The sequence below is a fragment of the Microbacterium sp. NPDC090007 genome (assembly GCF_044748345.1).
Classification (GTDB): Bacteria; Actinomycetota; Actinomycetes; order Actinomycetales; family Microbacteriaceae; genus Microbacterium.
This window is the reverse complement of the sequence record NZ_JBIVFV010000001.1, coordinates 1,713,020-1,728,920: the sequence shown is the minus strand read 5'-3', so window position 1 is coordinate 1,728,920 and position 15,901 is coordinate 1,713,020. Positions and strand designations below refer to the sequence as shown.

At 71.5% G+C, this 15,901-nt stretch carries 14 protein-coding genes; all 14 read right to left on the bottom strand.

Features of this window, described 5'->3' with window-relative positions; genetic code table 11:
- Positions 1–24: 24 nt before the first annotated feature.
- The 14 genes from ACIPVB_RS08085 to ACIPVB_RS08020 all read right to left on the bottom strand — a co-directional run bounded on the left by ACIPVB_RS08085 (position 25) and on the right by ACIPVB_RS08020 (position 15,899).
- On the bottom strand, positions 25–711 hold the full coding sequence (locus ACIPVB_RS08085) for a YggS family pyridoxal phosphate-dependent enzyme (protein WP_400368055.1): 687 nt from the start codon (positions 709–711) through the stop codon (positions 25–27).
- A 67-nt stretch (positions 712–778) separates the two neighbouring features.
- Positions 779–1,978, bottom strand: coding sequence for a cell division protein FtsZ (ftsZ, locus tag ACIPVB_RS08080; protein ID WP_400368054.1), 1,200 nt, complete (start codon positions 1,976–1,978; stop codon positions 779–781).
- A gap of 151 nt (positions 1,979–2,129) precedes the next feature.
- Positions 2,130–3,068 (bottom strand): FtsQ-type POTRA domain-containing protein, encoded by a 939-nt coding sequence (locus ACIPVB_RS08075; protein ID WP_400368053.1) that lies wholly within the window; start codon positions 3,066–3,068, stop codon positions 2,130–2,132.
- A gap of 2 nt (positions 3,069–3,070) precedes the next feature.
- Positions 3,071–4,477, bottom strand: a complete 1,407-nt coding sequence (murC, locus tag ACIPVB_RS08070; protein WP_400368052.1) for a UDP-N-acetylmuramate--L-alanine ligase — start codon at positions 4,475–4,477, stop codon at positions 3,071–3,073.
- Between the two features lie 257 nt (positions 4,478–4,734).
- Complete coding sequence (locus ACIPVB_RS08065) at positions 4,735–5,808, bottom strand: UDP-N-acetylglucosamine--N-acetylmuramyl-(pentapeptide) pyrophosphoryl-undecaprenol N-acetylglucosamine transferase (protein WP_400368051.1); 1,074 nt, start codon at positions 5,806–5,808, stop codon at positions 4,735–4,737.
- A 145-nt stretch (positions 5,809–5,953) separates the two neighbouring features.
- Positions 5,954–7,192 (bottom strand): putative lipid II flippase FtsW, encoded by a 1,239-nt coding sequence (gene ftsW / locus ACIPVB_RS08060; protein WP_400368050.1) that lies wholly within the window; start codon positions 7,190–7,192, stop codon positions 5,954–5,956.
- 10 nt (positions 7,193–7,202) lie between these two features.
- Entirely contained in the window at positions 7,203–8,723 is a 1,521-nt protein-coding gene (murD, locus tag ACIPVB_RS08055; protein WP_400368049.1) for a UDP-N-acetylmuramoyl-L-alanine--D-glutamate ligase, read from the bottom strand.
- Positions 8,720–9,826 (bottom strand): phospho-N-acetylmuramoyl-pentapeptide-transferase, encoded by a 1,107-nt coding sequence (mraY, locus tag ACIPVB_RS08050; protein ID WP_400368048.1) that lies wholly within the window; start codon positions 9,824–9,826, stop codon positions 8,720–8,722. Before mraY ends, murD begins: the two co-directional genes overlap by 4 nt.
- The gene (murF, locus tag ACIPVB_RS08045; RefSeq protein WP_400368046.1) at positions 9,823–11,235 is read right to left on the bottom strand and encodes a UDP-N-acetylmuramoyl-tripeptide--D-alanyl-D-alanine ligase; all 1,413 of its coding nucleotides are present in this window, start codon (positions 11,233–11,235) and stop codon (positions 9,823–9,825) included. Before murF ends, mraY begins: the two co-directional genes overlap by 4 nt.
- A gap of 64 nt (positions 11,236–11,299) precedes the next feature.
- Positions 11,300–13,093, bottom strand: a complete 1,794-nt coding sequence (locus ACIPVB_RS08040; RefSeq protein ID WP_400368045.1) for a peptidoglycan D,D-transpeptidase FtsI family protein — start codon at positions 13,091–13,093, stop codon at positions 11,300–11,302.
- Positions 13,094–13,097: 4 nt separating this feature from the next.
- Complete coding sequence (locus ACIPVB_RS08035) at positions 13,098–13,721, bottom strand: hypothetical protein (RefSeq protein ID WP_400368043.1); 624 nt, start codon at positions 13,719–13,721, stop codon at positions 13,098–13,100.
- On the bottom strand, positions 13,718–14,671 hold the full coding sequence (rsmH, locus tag ACIPVB_RS08030; protein WP_400368041.1) for a 16S rRNA (cytosine(1402)-N(4))-methyltransferase RsmH: 954 nt from the start codon (positions 14,669–14,671) through the stop codon (positions 13,718–13,720). Before rsmH ends, ACIPVB_RS08035 begins: the two co-directional genes overlap by 4 nt.
- 100 nt (positions 14,672–14,771) lie before the next feature.
- Positions 14,772–15,203: a division/cell wall cluster transcriptional repressor MraZ gene (gene mraZ, locus ACIPVB_RS08025; protein ID WP_264630642.1), complete on the bottom strand. Its 432-nt coding sequence runs from the start codon at positions 15,201–15,203 to the stop codon at positions 14,772–14,774.
- Between the two features lie 315 nt (positions 15,204–15,518).
- On the bottom strand, positions 15,519–15,899 hold the full coding sequence (locus ACIPVB_RS08020; protein ID WP_400368040.1) for a DUF3040 domain-containing protein: 381 nt from the start codon (positions 15,897–15,899) through the stop codon (positions 15,519–15,521).
- Positions 15,900–15,901: the final 2 nt, after the last annotated feature.

The window sequence follows — 15,901 nt, the reverse complement described above, 5'->3', positions numbered from 1 at the left end:
TCCGTTCGCTCGTCTGGTCCGAGGCTAGTCGCGCGTGGGCCTCGGGCCCGTGATTGCGGAGCCGATCCGCAGGTGTGTCGCGCCCATCGCGATCGCTTCGGGGAAGTCGCCGGTCATGCCTGCCGAGATCCAGTCGGCGTCCGCCACCACGGCCTTCACCGCGTCGGCGCATCGACGCAGCCTTTCGAAGGCTCGGGCGGGTCGCTCATCGAGGGGGGCGACCGCCATGACGCCCCGCAGGCGCAGGCTCTGGAGCGCGGCGACGTGGGTGGCGAGCTCGTCGACCTCGTCGGGCGCGACTCCCCCGCGACCCGGGTCGTCCGTGAGGTTGACCTGGACCAGGACGTCCAGGACGTCGTCGCCGGCGGCGGCGTGGTGCAGCGCGTCGGCGATCCGCGCCCGATCGACGGAGTGCACGGCATCCGCCCCCGCCCGCACGGCACGCGCCTTGTTCGTCTGCGCCTGACCGATGAAGTGCCAGGTCAGATCCGGGATGCCGGTGAGCTGGGCGCGCTTGGCGGTGAGCTCTTGCTGACGGTTCTCGCCGACGTGGCGGACACCGAGGGCGTGGAGGTCGGCGACCAGCGAGGCGGGGTGGAACTTGGTGACGACGATGCGCGTGAGGGCGTCCGCGTCGCGGCCGGCGGCGCGGGCGGCATCCCGAATGCGTTCGTCGACGGCGGCGAGCCGGTCGGCCAGGGCGGTGTCCATGCTGCTCCTTCGACGACGAGAGCGGGCCCGGTGGAGACCGGACCCGCTTTCGTCGGAGAGATCGTGCTTACTTCAGGAAGTCGGGCACATCGAGGTCGTCGTCGGCGTAGCCGTTGTCGTACGAGGTCTCGGGCACGCGGGCGATGACCGGGGCCGGCTCGGGCCGACGCTCGGGAGCGCGCTCGATCGGACGCTCGGTCGCCGCCTTCTGCTCCTCGGCCGCGTCGAGGTCGCGGGCGACGTCGTCGGCGGGGATGACGGGCACCACGGGGATGCTGGCCGGACGCTGCGCGCTGACGGGGTCGATGCGCAGCGAGGGCTCACCGCCGTCGAAACCGGCGGCGATGACGGTGACGCGCACCTCGTCGCCGAGCGTGTCGTCGATGACGGTTCCGAAGATGATGTTGGCCTCGGGGTGAGCGGCCTCTTTCACCAGCTGGGCGGCGTCGTTGATCTCGAAGATGCCGAGGTTCGATCCGCCCTGGATCGACAGCAGCACACCGTGAGCGCCCTCGATGGAGGCTTCGAGCAGCGGCGATTCGACCGCGAGCTCGGCGGCCTTGATCGCGCGGTCGGCGCCGCGCGACGAGCCGATGCCCATCAGCGCGGATCCCGCACCCTGCATCACGCTCTTGACGTCGGCGAAGTCGAGGTTGATCAGACCGGGGGTCGTGATGAGGTCGGTGATGCCCTGCACACCGGCGAGCAGCACCTGGTCGGCGGTGGCGAAGGCCTCGATCATCGAGATGCCGCGGTCGCTGATCTCGAGCAGGCGGTCGTTGGGGACGACGATCAGGGTGTCGACCTCTTCTTTCAGCCGCTGCACCCCGCCCTCGGCCTGGCTCTGGCGGCGACGCCCCTCGAACGAGAAGGGCTTGGTGACGACACCGATGGTCAGGGCGCCGATCGACTTGGCGATCTTGGCGACGACGGGTGCGCCGCCCGTACCGGTTCCGCCACCCTCGCCCGCGGTGACGAAGACCATGTCGGCGCCGCGCAGGGCCTCTTCGATCTCTTCCGCGTGGTCCTCGGCGGCGCGTCGGCCGACCTCGGGGTCGGCACCGGCACCGAGGCCGCGCGTGAGCTCGCGACCGACGTCGAGCTTGACGTCGGCGTCGCTCATGAGCAGCGCCTGCGCATCGGTGTTGATCGCGATGAACTCCACGCCGCGCAGGCCGAGTTCGATCATGCGGTTGACGGCGTTGACGCCGCCCCCGCCCACACCGACGACCTTGATCACGGCGAGGTAGTTCTGGTTGTGGCTCATGCCGGCCTCCGTTTGTCCCCGAACCCGAAACTCTAAACCTCATGTTGAGGGTTAAAGAATTGCCCGGTATGCAATTCCTTAGCTCGAAGGTAGGTGGCGGATCCGGCGCCGGTCGCCCGACACGCGGCGTGTTCCGTTATCGCCCCGCAGATCAGCGGACGACGCCGGCGTCGGGCGACGTCACGTCGTACTCCCGGGCCTGATCCGGCGGGCTCTTGGCCGTCAGCCGGTCCAGGACGATCGCCTTCTCGGCCGAGCGCTCGGCGCTGCCCCACACCACGCGCGACCCCGATGCGCCGAGCGTCAGGGTCACGTCGTCGGGCGTGGATGCCGAGACCTGTGTCACCTGGACGCGGATCGCGTCCGGCAGGGCGCGCACGACCCGGCCCGCGGCGCGGAACGCCGCCGAACCGGTGCCCCCCGCGACCTCGAGCACCGCCTGACCCGCGGGGGCGTCGGGGGTCGTCGACAGCGCGACGCCCGCGGCATCCACCACCGTGAAACCCGCGGCCGTCTGCAGCGCCCCGATGGGGGTGCGCTCCACGATCCGCACGACGAGATCGTGCGGCGGACGGGCCTCGAGCGTGTAGGACTCCACCAGGGGGAAGCGCACCAGCGCGGCCTTGACCGCGCTGTCGTCCACCATCGCCAACGGCGTGCCCACCTGGCCCGCCAGGGCGTCGGTCACCGTCGCCACGTCGAGCTGCGACGTGCCCACCACGTCGATGCGCTCCACGGCGAACAGCGGGCTGTACGCCACACCGGCCGTGCCGAGCACCGTGACGAGGAACGCCGCCCCGACGCCGATCCACACCCGCCTGCGACGCCGCTGACGCACCGTGAAGCGCTTGACCTCGGCCGACAGCGCCCGTCGGCGCGCTCGGGAGGCGCGCCAGACGTCGCGCAGCCGCGTGGCCTCGGCATCCGGGGTTCCCGGCGTCGTCGGGTCGTGCTCCTGCCGCGCGAGGGGCGTGACCGGGGTGGCGTCGTCGACGGCGTCCGGATGCCGCGGGGCACGGGTCGCGGCACGCTCGGCCTTCGGCGAACGGGCGGACTCCGGCCGCTGCGGCAGGGGCGAGGGCCGGCGCACGCTCAGACCGCCGGCGCCTCGGTGCGGGAGAGCGCCTCGAGCACCTGCGGGATGATCTGGTAGACGTTGCCGCAGCCGAGGGTGATGACGTAGTCGCCGGGACGAGCCACGCGCGCGGTGTAGTCCGCGGCCTGCTGCCAGTCGGGTACGTAGTGCACGTGCGCGGGATCGGCGAACGCGCCGCTGACCAGCTCGCCGGTGACGCCCGGCACCGGGTCCTCGCGCGCGCCGAACACGTCGAGCATGACGGTGTGATCGGCGTGCGCCTCGAGCACCTCGGCGAACTCCCGGTACATCTCCTGCGTCCGGGAGTAGGTGTGGGGCTGCTGGATCGCGATGATGCGCCCCTCGCCCACGACCGTCCGCGCGGCCGACAGCGCCGCCGCGACCTCGGTGGGGTGGTGGGCGTAGTCGTCGTACACGCTCACGCCGTGCTGCACGCCGTGCAGCTCGAAGCGGCGGACGGTGCCGCCGAAACCCTCGACCGCGCGCGCGGCGTCGGGGAGCCGGTAGCCGAGCACCCGCAGCACGGCGATCGCGCCGGCCGCGTTCACCGCGTTGTGGGTCCCCGGCACGCGCAGACGCACCTCGACGCTCTCGCCGTCGGCGGTGAGCGTGAACGCGACCGGGCCGTCGGTGCGGATGCCGCTGAGCCGGACGTCGGCGGAGGGATCCTCACCGAAGGTCACGACCGACGGGTGCGTGATGCGCGCGCGGACGGCGCGGGCCCCCGGATCGTCGGCCGAGATGACCACGGCCTCGCCCGCGGCATCCGCGAACCGGGCGAAGGCGGCGTCGAAGGCGTCGCGCGAGCCGTAGTGGTCGAGGTGGTCGGGGTCGACGTTGGTGATCAGCGCGACCGCGGTGTCGTAGAGCTCGAACGTGCCGTCGGACTCATCGGCCTCGATGACGACGAGGTCGTCGGAGCCGGTGCCGCTGGAGACGCCGAGGTCGGCGATGACACCGCCGTTGACGAACGTCGGATCGGCGTCGAGCGCGCGCAACGCGGTCACGACCATGCCGGTCGAGGTGGTCTTGCCGTGTGCACCGGCGACCGACACCAGGCGGCGGCCCCCGATGAGCCAGTGCAGGGCCTGCGAGCGGTGGATGACGTGCAGGCCGCGCTCTTTGGCGGTGACGAATTCAGGGTTCTCGGGCCAGATGGCGCCGGTGTGCACGACGGTGTCGGCGTCGCCCAGATGCGCGGCGTCGTGGCCCACGTGCACGGTCGCCCCGCGCGCCGCGAGGTCGCGCAGCGCCGCGCTGTCGGCACGGTCGGATCCGGAGACGCGGATACCGCGGTCGAGGAACATGCGGGCCAGGCCCGACATCCCGGAGCCGCCCACGCCGATGAAGTGCGCGGAGGTGATGGTCTCGGGGAGAGGGAGGCTCAGGTCGGGTCTGATCATGGCGTCTGCGAGTTTACGTCGCCGATCCTGCGCGCGAGCCCCGGCGCGCGGGCCGGGGCTCGCGGGGCCGGGGCCGCGGACGGGCAGAGCGTCGACCGTCCTGCGGATGCCGGCACCGACACGCCGCGAGCCGGAGCCCCGGCACGGTGCGTCCCGGCCGGGATCCGTAGGACGGCGCCGACGAGCCGAGAGCGCGCCGCGCCGGCCGGGCCGGGCGGCATCCGCGGGACGGCATCGACGGGGCTCGCCGGGCGACGTCAGCGCGCGAGGGCCTCATCGATCATCGCGATCACATTCTCGGTGCCGGTGCGGATGCCGGTGCGCGCCGCCGCCGCGCGCATGGCCTCGCGCCGGGCCGCGTCGCCCAGCAGCGGCACCACGTCGGCGCGCACCCGCTCGGGCGCGAACTCGGCATCGGGGATGAGCACCGCGGCCCCCGCCCGGACCGCGGCGGCGGCGTTCAGACTCTGCTCGCCGTTGCCGACGGCGTAGGGGACGTAGATCGCCGGGATGCCGAGGGCGTTGATCTCGCTGACCGTGGCCGCGCCCGAGCGCGAGACCACCAGATCGGCGAGGGCGAAGGCGAGGTCCATCCGGTCGACGTACCGCACGACGGCGTACCCCTCGGCGCCGGGGTCGGGCAGGTCGGAGTTCTGTCCGGTCACGTGCAGCAGCTGCCACCCGGCGTCGAGCACGTCGCGCCACGCGCCGCCGAACGCGGTGTTCAGACGCAGGGCGCCGAGGGAGCCCCCGAAGACCAGCAGTGTCGGGCGCGCGGGGTCGAGGCCGAAGTGCGCCGCCGCCTCGGCCCGGGTCGCCGCGACGTCGAGGTCGACGATCTCGCGGCGCAGCGGCATCCCCACCTCTTTCGCACCGCGCAGCGGCGTCCCCGCGAAGGCCGCGCCGACGCCCGCCGCCGACCGCGCCCCCAGCACGTTGGCCAACCCGGGTCTCGCGTTGGCCTCGTGCACGACGAACGGCACGCGCTCGCGGCGCGCCGCGACGTAGGCCGGGGCCGCCGCGTAGCCGCCGAAGCCGACGACGACGTCGACGCCGCGCTCGCGGATGAGCCGGCGCACGTGCGCCACGGCCGCGAGGAACCGCGAGGGGAAGACGGCGGCCGCGCGGTCGGGACGCCGCGGGAACGGCACCTTGGCCACGATCAGCAGCTCGTAGCCGCGCAGCGGGACGAGCCGTGCCTCCAGGCCCTCGCGCGTACCGAGCACGAGCACGTCGGCCGCGGCGTCGCGCGCGCGCAGGCCGTCGGCGACCGCGAGGAGGGGGTTCACGTGCCCGGCGGTACCGCCGCCGGCGAGGAGGTAAGTCGTCACCGTACGACCCTAACCAGATCGGGCGGGGGTCCCGATCGAGATGGCGGGTGCCCCGGCATCCCCCCGCGCGGGACGGCGTGCGCTCGCGGGCCGCGCGGAAGGTGCCCGGGCGTCCCCGGCTCCGGCGCGTTCGGTCGCCGGCGGATCAGCCGCGCGACGCGGCTCGTCGGGCCGGACGAGGCGCCGTGGCCACGGCCGCACGGCGGTCGGGCAGGGTCCGCGCGCACGACAGGAGCACGCCGCACCCGATCAGCACGGACAGCAGCGAGGTGCCGCCCTGCGACATGAACGGCAGCGGCACGCCCAGCACGGGGAACACGCGCAGCACCACGGCCACGTTGATCATCGCCTGGCCGACGATCCAGATCGTGATGCCACCCGCGACGATGCGGACGAACGGGTCGTCCGTGCGGCGGATGATGTGGAACGCCCCGACGGCGAACAGCGCGAACAGCGCGAGCACGACGACGCAGCCGATCAGACCGAGCTCCTCGCCGACGATCGCGAAGATGTAGTCGTTGGCTGCGGCGGGCAGCCAGTCGTACTTCTCGGCGGAGTTGCCCAGGCCCACCCCGAACACCCCGCCCGCGGCCAGCCCCCAGATGCCGTGCAGCGGCTGGTAGCAGTCACCGAGGTAGTCGGCCAGGCAGTCCTGGTCGAGGAAGCTCATGATGCGGCGCATGCGGTCGGCGCTGGTGAGGGCGAACAGAGCGACCGCCGCGAGCGCGCCGAGCGCCGGGAGCAGGAAGATGCGCAAGCGCACCCCCGAGAAGAACAGGGCGCCCAGCAGGACGAGCACGAGGATCATCGTGGTGCCGAGGTCCCTGCCGCCCATGACTGTGGCGATCACCAGCGCCGCGACGGGCACGATCGGGATGAACACGTGGCGCCAATTGCCCAGCAGCGTCTGCTTGCGGAAGAGCACGTACCCGAGCCACAGTGCGAGGGCGAGCTTGAGGAACTCGGCCGGCTGGGCCTGGATCCCCCCGATGAGGATCCAGTTGCGGTTTCCGTTGGCCGAGATGCCCAGGGGGGTGAACACCAGCAGTTGGAAGATCGTGGCCAGGATCAGGGCGGGCCACGCCATACGCTTCCAGAACCGCAGCGGTGCGCGGCTGAGGACGAACATGAGCGGGATGCCGATCACCGCGAACACGCCTTGCTTCAGCACGTGCTCGAAGGGGTTCTGCGCACCGTCCAGCGCCGAGGTGGCCGAGAGCACCATGACGAGGCCGAAGAGCGTCAGCAGCAGGGCCGCCGAGGTGATGAGCAGGAACTCGCTGGGGACCGGACGAAAGGCCCGGCCGAGCGACACACGTGCGGACAGGCCCCCGCGGGGAGGCTCTTCGGGGATCCGCCGGGGAGGAGGCGCCGTCGTGGTCACGCGTGTCCCCTCACTCGGTCGGTCGAACTGCTCCGTCGCCCTGGCCCGCGATCCACGCCCGCACCGCGTCGGCGAAACGATCACCGCGGTCCGAGTAGGACGCGAACTGATCGAAGGATGCCGCCGCGGGAGCGAGGAGAACGGTGTCCCCGTCCCGCGCCACACCCGCCGCCAGTTCGACGACCTGGGCCATGACGTCTTCAGTCTCGGCGTGGTCGACCTCGAACAGCGGCACCGCGGGGGCGTGTCGCGCGAACGCCGCGACGATGTCGCCGCGCTCGGTGCCGATGACGATGACCGCGCGCACGGTCCCCCCGCGCTGACGGACGAGGTCGCCGAGGTCGACGCCCTTCAGCAGCCCGCCCACGATCCACACCGCACCCGGGTAGGCCGCGAGCGACGACGCCGCGGCGTGCGGGTTGGTGGCCTTGGAGTCATCGACCCACGTGATGCCGCGGTGCGCGCCGACGACCTGGATGCGGTGCGGATCCAGACGGAAGCGCTCGAGGGTGTCGAAGACGTGCGCGGGCGTCGCGCCCAGAGAACGCGCCAGAGCGGCGGCGGCGAGGATGTTCGCGACCATATGGGGGGCGGCGAGTCCCCGCTCGGCAAGAGCGGCGACGGTGGTCAGCTCCAGTGCCGAGGTCGCCCTCTCTTCGAGGAAGGCCCGATCCACGAGGATGCCGTCCACGACACCGAGATCGCTGGGCCCGGGGACGCCGAGGTCGAAGCCGATGGCACGGGCGCCCTCGACCACCTCTGCATCTGCGACCATCTCGCGGGTGGCCGCGTCGGCCTTGTTGTAGACGCACGCGACCCGGGTGCGGGCGTAGACGCCCGCCTTGGCCGCGCGGTACTCGTCCGCGCCGCCGTGCCACTCGAGGTGGTCGTCGGCGAGGTTCAGGCAGACCGCGGCGTGGGGCGAGAGGGCGTCCGGGCCCGTCTGCAGGTTCAGGTACCAGAGCTGGTGGCTGGACAGTTCCACCACGAGGGCGTCGAAGCCGCCCGGGTCGCGCACCGCGTCGAGCACCGGGGTGCCGATGTTGCCGACGGGGGCCGCACGCAGCCCCGCCGTCACCAGCATCTCGGCCGTCAAGCGCGTCGTCGTGGTCTTGCCGTTGGTGCCGGTGATGAGCACCCAGTCCGCGGGTCGACCGTCGGCGCGCACGACCTTGTCGCGGACGCGCCAGGCGAGCTCCACATCGCCCCACAGCGCGATCCCGCGCTCCTGCGTCCACTGGATCACCGGGTGGTGCGGGGGGAAGCCGGGCGAGGCGACGACCACCTCGGGGGCGAAGTCGGTCAGCTCGACCGGGACGGCGTCCAGCGGCCCCTCGTGCAGGCGCACGCCGAGGACCGGCAGCAGGCGGCCGTACTCGGCATCCGCCCGCTCGGTGACCACGAGCACGTCGGCACCGAGTTCGGCGAGGGTGTCGGCCACCGAGAAGCCCGTGACCGACAGGCCCATCACGGCGACGCGCAGGCCCTTCCAGTCGGCGTGCCAGCTGGTGAGAGTGGTGAGGTCGGTCATACGCGCGCGAGCCATTCGACGTAGAAGAATCCGATTCCCGAGACGGCCAGGAGGCCGGCGATGATCCACATGCGCACGACGATGGTGACCTCGGGCCACCCGCGCATCTCGAGGTGGTGGTGGAGGGGGCTCATGAGGAACAACCTCTTGCCCCGCGTGATCTTGAAGTAGGCCCGCTGCAGGATGACCGAGCCCGACGCGATGACGTAGACGCCGGCGATGAGCACGAGCAGCAGCTCGGTGCGGGTGAAGATCGCGAGGGCCGCGATCACACCGCCGATCGCCATCGAGCCGCAGTCGCCCATGAACACCTTGGCCTTGGGGGCGTTCCACCAGAGGAACCCGACGAGGGCCCCCACGAACGACGCCGATACGATCGCGAGGTCGAAGGGGTCGCGGACGGCGTAGCAGCCGGCCTGGACGCTCGGATCGAGAACGTCCGCGCACACCTGCTTGTTCTGCCAGAACGCCATGAGACTGTATGCGCCCACGACGAAGATGCCGGAGCCCGCCGCGAGGCCGTCCAGGCCGTCGGCGACGTTGACGGAGTTCGAGGTCGCGGTGCCGATCAGCGAGATCCAGGCGAGGTACAGCAGCCACCCCAGGATCGGACCGAGGGCGAAGAACGACAGCAGCTGGATGTCGCGGAACACCGAGACGTAGCCCGACGCCGCCGTCTGACCGACCGCGTTGGGGAAGTTGAGGGCGACGATGGCGAACGGGACGACGACGATGACCTGGCCGGCGATCTTGCGCCACCCCGACAATCCCAGGCTGTTCTGGTGACGCACCTTCATGTAGTCGTCGATGAAGCCGACGACGCCGAAGCCGAGCATCATCCACAGCACCAGCAGACCCGACATGGTGGGCGGGTTGTTGCCCGCGAACGAGCCGATCAGATACCCGACGATCGTGCCGAGGATGAAGATCGTGCCGCCCATGGTGGGCGTGCCGCGTTTGGCGCCGTGCGAGGGGTTGTGCACGTTCTCGGGGGTGCGGATGACCTGCCCCCACCCCCACTTGCGGAACCACCGCAGGAACACGGGGGTGAGGAACAGCGTGAAGGCGAGCGAGATCGCCGCCGACGTCAGCAGGCTTCTCACGCGAACACCTCTCCCAGACGGTCGCCGAGATGCCGCAGTCCCGCCGCGTTCGACGACTTCACCAGCACGCGGTCGCCGTCGCGCAGTTCGGTGCGCAGGTACGCGAACGCGGCGTCGGCGTCGGCGAAGAACACCGCCTCGCCGTCCCACGACCCCTGCGCGATCGCCTCGAGGTACATGCGCCGCGCCTCGGGCCCGATCACGACGATCCGCTGGATGCGCAGGCGCACGGCGAGCAGGCCCACGCGGTCGTGCTCTTCGTCGGCGTACTCCCCCAGCTCGCTCATCGCACCGAGCACCGCGACGGTGCGTTCGCCCGGGCCGGTGATCTGCGCGAGGGTGCGCAGGGCCGCGGCCATGGAGTCGGGGCTGGCGTTGTAGGCGTCGTTGATGATGCGCACGCGATCGGAGCCCATCGGCTGCATGCGCCAGCGCTCGGCGATCTCGACGGTCTCGAGCCGCGCGATCGCGTCGGCGGCCGAGACGCCCAGGGCGGTCGCTGCGGCGAGGGCCGCGAGGGCGTTCATCACGTGGTGCTCGCCCAGCACCCGCAGGGTCAGGGTGTGCGGTTCGCCGTCGACGAGCAGGTCGGCCCGGGTTCCGGATGCCGAGACCTCGACGTCGAGGGCGCGCACCTGGGCGCGCTCACCCCGGCCGAACCACCGGACGTCCTGCGCGCGCTCGCGCGCGATCGGTTCCATCGCCGCGACACGCGGGTCGTCGGCGTTCAGCACGGCGACTCCGCCCTCCCGGGTGGCCCGCACGAGCTCGCTCTTGGCGTGGAAGGTCGACTCGATGCCGCCGAAGCCGCCGGCGTGGGCCATGCCGACCATCAGGACGATGCCGATGTCGGGAGTGACGAGACCCGCGAGGTGGGCGATGGCGCCCGGCGCACTGGCTCCGAACTCGCTCACGAGGTAGCGGGTGGCATCCGTCACGCGCAGCATGGTCAGCGGGGCGCCGACCTCGTTGTTGAACGACGCGCGCGGGGCCACCGTCTCGCCCTCGGCCTCGAGGATGCGGGCGAGGAGGTTCTTGGTGGTCGTCTTGCCGTTGGAGCCGGTGATGCCGACGATCTCGAGGTCGCCCTGGGCGCGCACGCGGGCGACGACGTCGCGGGCCAGCGCGCCGAGGGCGGCCACGACGTCGGGGACCACGATCTGGCTGACCTCGTCGTCGAGTTCGCGCTCGACCAGGGCGAGGACGGCCCCGCGCTCGACGGCGGTGCCGACGAAGAGGTGCCCGTCGGTGGTCTCGCCGGGCTTGGCGACGAACACGCCGCCGGGTTCGATCAGGCGCGAGTCGGTGTCGACGGCTCCGGACACGACCGTGTCGGGCGTGTCGCCGCGGCGCACGACGAGGCGCCCGCCGATCACGTCGGCGATGTGGGAGAGCTGAGTGGGGATCATTGCTGTGCGGACGCCCTTTCCGTGTCGCATTCGTTACCGAGACGAGACCGGCGTCGGCGGTGTCTCAGCCGAACTTGGGCAGTTCGGGGGTCGTGGTTCCGGACGGGATGACGCGGTAGTTCTTGAGAACCTGCGTCATGGCCTTCTGGAACGCGGGGGCGGTGGCCGCGGACGATTTTACCGTCCGCGGTTCGTCCAGGTTGACCTCGACCACGTACTGCGGGTCGTCGGCCGGGGCGAAGCCGATCATGGTGGTGAAGTAGGCGTCGCCCTTGTAGGCGCCCGTGACGGGGTCGGTCTTCTCACCGGTTCCCGTCTTGATGCCGATGCGGTAGCCGGGGATGGCCACCTGCGAGGCGAGGGTGCCCTGCGTGGCGACGTTCTCGAGCATCTGCGAGACGGTGCGGGCGGCTTCTTCGGACACCACGCGCGTGCCCTCGGCGTCCGGCACGTCGGTGACGGTGCCGTCGGGGGCGGTGCAGCTCTCGACGAGCGACAGCGGCATGCGCACTCCCCCGTTCGCGATGGCCTGATAGGCACCGGCGAGCTGCGGGATCGTCACCGCGACGCCCTGGCCGAACGTGGTGTTGTAGAAGGTCTGCGTGTCCCATGTCGAGGGGTCGCGCAGGATGCCGGCGGACTCGCCCGGGAACCCGACGGCCGTCTGCTCGGTGAGGCCGAACTTCTGCAGGTACGAGATGCGGGTGTCCAGCGGGATCATCTCGCCGAACTTCGAGATGCCGACGTTCGAGGAGTCGATGAGCACCCCCGTCAGCGTGTACCGGTTCTCGGGGTGCGCGAACGAGTCCGACACGCGGGCTCCGCCGGGCAGGGTCTCGCTCGAGGACGCCGTCACCGTGGTGTCGGCGCCGAAGGACCCGCTGTCCAGCCCGATCGCCGCGGTGATCGCCTTCATCGTCGAGCCGGGCTCGTTCGGATCGGCGAACGCCGCACCCTCGCGCTCGTTCGCCGGGGTGGCGGTCGGGTCGTTGGGGTCGACCGTGGGGTATTCGGCCAGGGCGCGGATCTTGCCGGTCTTCGCCTCGACGACCGTGATCGTGCCGCGCAGCGAGCCGGTGTTCTGCACCTGCTCGGCGATGAGCTGTCCGAGGTACCACTGCAGGTCGCGGTCGATCGTCAGCTTCAGCGTGCCGCCGTCCACGGCGGGCTGGGTGACGACCTCGGTCCCGGGGAGCACGACACCCGAGGGGCTCCGCTGGAAGACGACCTTGCCGTCGGTCGACGCCAGGCACGAGTCGTCCGCCGCCTCCAGGCCCGCGAGAGCCTGGCCGTCGCTGCCGACGAAGCCCAGGATGTTGCCGGCCACGGCGCCGTCGGGGTACACCCGACTGGCCTGCGGCGGAAAGCTGAGGAAGGGCAGCCCGAGGTCGGCGAGGGCCCGGTACTGCTCGGTGGGCACCGCCTTGGCGACGATCGCGTACTGGGAGCCGGGGTTGTCGGCCACGGCATCCGTGACGATCTTCTGCACGTCGGCACTGCTCATGCCCAGGACCGCGGCGATCTTCGCGGCGAGGTCGGGCCAGGGCGTCTCGATCTTCTGCTGGTCGTCGCCGAGCGTTTCGATGCCCTGGACGGCGAGAGAGGGATCGATCTGCACGTCGTAGCGATTGATGCTCGTCGCCAACGACGTGTTGTCGGCGTCGACGATCGAGCCGCGCGACCCGTAGAGCGTGCGGGAGCTCTGCAGGCCCATCGACAGCGAGTCGTCCACGTGCTCGCGGGCGTTGACGACCTGGATGTCGATCAGGCGCACCACGAAGGCGACCAGCACGATCAGCACGACCGCGAGGGCGATGACGGTGCGGCGGCGCGGGGACCGGGAGGCGGCTGTCGTCATGCGCTTATCGTGTCGCGGGCGTCGGCAGACCGTCGCTGATCGACGGGGGTGTCGCCGATCCGGTCGCGGGGATCTCCCCCGCGGCCGCACCCTCGGCGGGCGCAGCGGGTGCGGCGGCGGTCGGTGCGGGGGGCTCGACGGCCGGGGCCGCCGGGTCGGTCACCAGCGGCACCCCCGCGATCAGGGAGTTGTTCACCGAACCGCGACCCTTGGCATCCACCGACGAGGTGGTGTCGGCGGGGGTGTCCGAGCCGATGACCGCCCCGTCGCTCAGGCGCAGGTAGGTGGGCGACTCGTCGATCACCATGCCGAGCGCGGCGGCGTTGGCGGCGAGGTACTGGGGCGAGCTGAGCCCGGCGGTCTCGTCGTACAGGATCTGCTTCTGGTAGGTCAGGTCTCGCTGCTGCTGCGTGAGCGTGGCGATCTCGAACGAGCTCTGGGTGGTCAGGATGCCCAGTCCCATCTGCACCAGCACGATCGCCAGCGCGCCGGCCACGGCGACGATGCCGAACAGGCGGCGCGGGGCACGACGACGGGCCGTCGCGGGGACGACGGTCAGCCGGCGTTCGCGGACCGGGGTCGGGAAGTCGGGAAGGAAGGCGGCGTCGATGGCCTGGGATGCACTCATGCGTCCTCCTGGATCCGCTCGGCCGCACGCAGTCGCACGGGGGTGGCTCGGGGGTTGGCGGCGCGCTCGTCGTCGCCGGCCAGTTCGGCACCGCGCACGAGCAGCCGGAATTTCGGCGCGTGCTCGGGCAGTTCCACGGGCAGTCCCCGGGGGGCGGTGGATGCCGAGGCCTCGGCGAAGACGCGCTTGACCAGGCGGTCCTCGAGCGACTGGTAGGACAGCACCACGATCCGCCCCCCGACACCGAGCACGCCGAGCGCCGCGGGGATGGTGCGCTCGAGGACCGACAGCTCGGCGTTGACCTCGATGCGCAGCGCCTGGAAGACGCGCTTGGCGGGGTGGCGCTCGCGCAGCACGGCGGCGGGGGTGGCCGCCTGCAGCACGTCGACGAGCTGGCCGGAGCGTTCGAGCGGCGCCTCGGCGCGCGCGGCGATGATGGCCCGGGCGTAGCGCCCGGCGAGCTTCTCTTCGCCGTAGCGCTCGAAGATGCGCCGCAGGTCACCCTCTCCGTAGGTGGCGAGCACCTCGGCGGCCGTGACCCCGGTGGTCTGGTCCATGCGCATGTCGAGGGGGGCGTCCTGCGCGTAGGCGAAGCCGCGGTCGGCCACGTCGAGCTGCAGCGACGACACGCCCAGGTCGAACAGGATGCCGTCGACCCTCGTCAGACCCGCGGATGTCACGGCCTCGGCGATGCCGTCGTAGACGGTGTGCACGAGCGTCACGCGGTCGCCGAAGCGTGCGAGCCGCTCGCCTGCGATGCGCAGGGCGTCGGTGTCGCGGTCGAGCCCGATGAGCGAGGCGTTCGGGAAGCGCTGCAGGAACGCCTCGGAGTGCCCGCCCATGCCGAGCGTGCCGTCGACGAAGACCGCGCCCGGCTTCTGCAGCGCGGGTCCGAGGAGCTCGGCGCAGCGCTCCAGCAGGACGGGGGTGTGGATGTCGCGGATATCCATGATGAGCGGGGACCGGTCCTCCGACTCTGATCCCCACCCGCATCGACCTGGCGCCGGGGAAGTGCGTCAGGGCGTGCGGCTGGGCATCACAGCCGGAGGGTCAGAACAGTCCCGGGATCACCTCCTGCTCCATCTCGGCGTAGGTCTCTTCGTTGCTTTCGGCGTAGGCGTTCCACGCCTCGGCATCCCAGATCTCGGCGTGGGCGCCGACACCCGTGACCACCAGTTCCCGCCCCAGCCCCGCGTAGGAGCGCAGCGCCGGCGGAACGGTGATGCGGTTCTGGCTGTCGGGCTTCTCGGCGCTGGCCCCCGAGAGGAACATGCGCAGGAAGTCGCGGGCCTGCTTGTTGCTGAGCGGGGCCTCGCGGATCCGCTCGTGCACGCGCTCGAACTCCTCGGTGCTGAACACGTAGAGGCAGCGATCCTGCCCGCGCGTGATCACCACCCCGGCGCCGAGATCGTCACGGAACTTCGCCGGCAGGATGACCCGACCCTTGTCGTCGAGCTTGGGTGTGTGCGTACCGAGCAGCATTCGGGCGTCCACCCCCTTCGTCCGGCCTGCGAAGTTTCCCCCACTTTACTCCACAGCCCTCCACAACGCCATCGAAATCCGGGGTCTTCTGGGCAGGCGCTCCTCCGTGTACTGTGTGCGGCACCGAAGAGCGCCACGCCGAGAACCGCGGAATCCCGCGCCCCGACCGCATCCCGGACCGCGCGGTGGAGCGCGAGTGGAGCGAAAGGGAGCGAGTCGGCCGCCGGAGACCGAGGGATGCCGACCCCCGGGCACACGAAAAAGCACCGACTCCGAAGAGCCGGTGCTTGATCGACGAGGGGGTGGGCTGGCGGGTCAGGGACCTTCGCGGCGGCGGTCCCACCGGTCGTTCATGCGATCCATGAAGGAACTGCCCGAGGCGCGGGGACCGCGCGTCTTGCCGGTGCGCGCGGGCGCTGCAGCGGCGCCACGGGTGGGGGTCACCGCGAAGACGACACCGCCGACCATGAGGACGAAGCCGATCACGCCGATCGCGATGCCGAGGACACCGGTGTTGAAACCGATCGACACGCCCACGACCAGGGCACCGAGACCGGCGAGCACCAGGATCGAACCGAGGACGATGTTGCGATAGCTGAGGGCGCGACTGGGAGCGGACACGACATCCGTGTCGTTACTCATGAGATGGCGCTCCATCTCATCAAGCAGACGCTGCTCCTGTTCGGAGAGTGGCATGC

Bases quoted from the DNA above. Each gene is read 5' to 3' on its own strand.
- ftsZ (WP_400368054.1), bottom strand. From the start codon at position 1,978: ATGAGCCACAACCAGAACTACCTCGCCGTGATCAAGGTCGTCGGTGTG.
- ACIPVB_RS08085 (WP_400368055.1), bottom strand. From the start codon at position 711: ATGGACACCGCCCTGGCCGACCGGCTCGCCGCCGTCGACGAACGCATT.
- ACIPVB_RS08020 (WP_400368040.1), bottom strand. From the start codon at position 15,899: ATGCCACTCTCCGAACAGGAGCAGCGTCTGCTTGATGAGATGGAGCGC.
- murD (WP_400368049.1), bottom strand. From the start codon at position 8,723: ATGACCGACCTCACCACTCTCACCAGCTGGCACGCCGACTGGAAGGGC.
- rsmH (WP_400368041.1), bottom strand. From the start codon at position 14,671: ATGGATATCCGCGACATCCACACCCCCGTCCTGCTGGAGCGCTGCGCC.
- ACIPVB_RS08040 (WP_400368045.1), bottom strand. From the start codon at position 13,093: ATGACGACAGCCGCCTCCCGGTCCCCGCGCCGCCGCACCGTCATCGCC.
- murC (WP_400368052.1), bottom strand. From the start codon at position 4,477: ATGATCAGACCCGACCTGAGCCTCCCTCTCCCCGAGACCATCACCTCC.
- murF (WP_400368046.1), bottom strand. From the start codon at position 11,235: ATGATCCCCACTCAGCTCTCCCACATCGCCGACGTGATCGGCGGGCGC.
- ACIPVB_RS08035 (WP_400368043.1), bottom strand. From the start codon at position 13,721: ATGAGTGCATCCCAGGCCATCGACGCCGCCTTCCTTCCCGACTTCCCG.
- mraZ (WP_264630642.1), bottom strand. From the start codon at position 15,203: ATGCTGCTCGGTACGCACACACCCAAGCTCGACGACAAGGGTCGGGTC.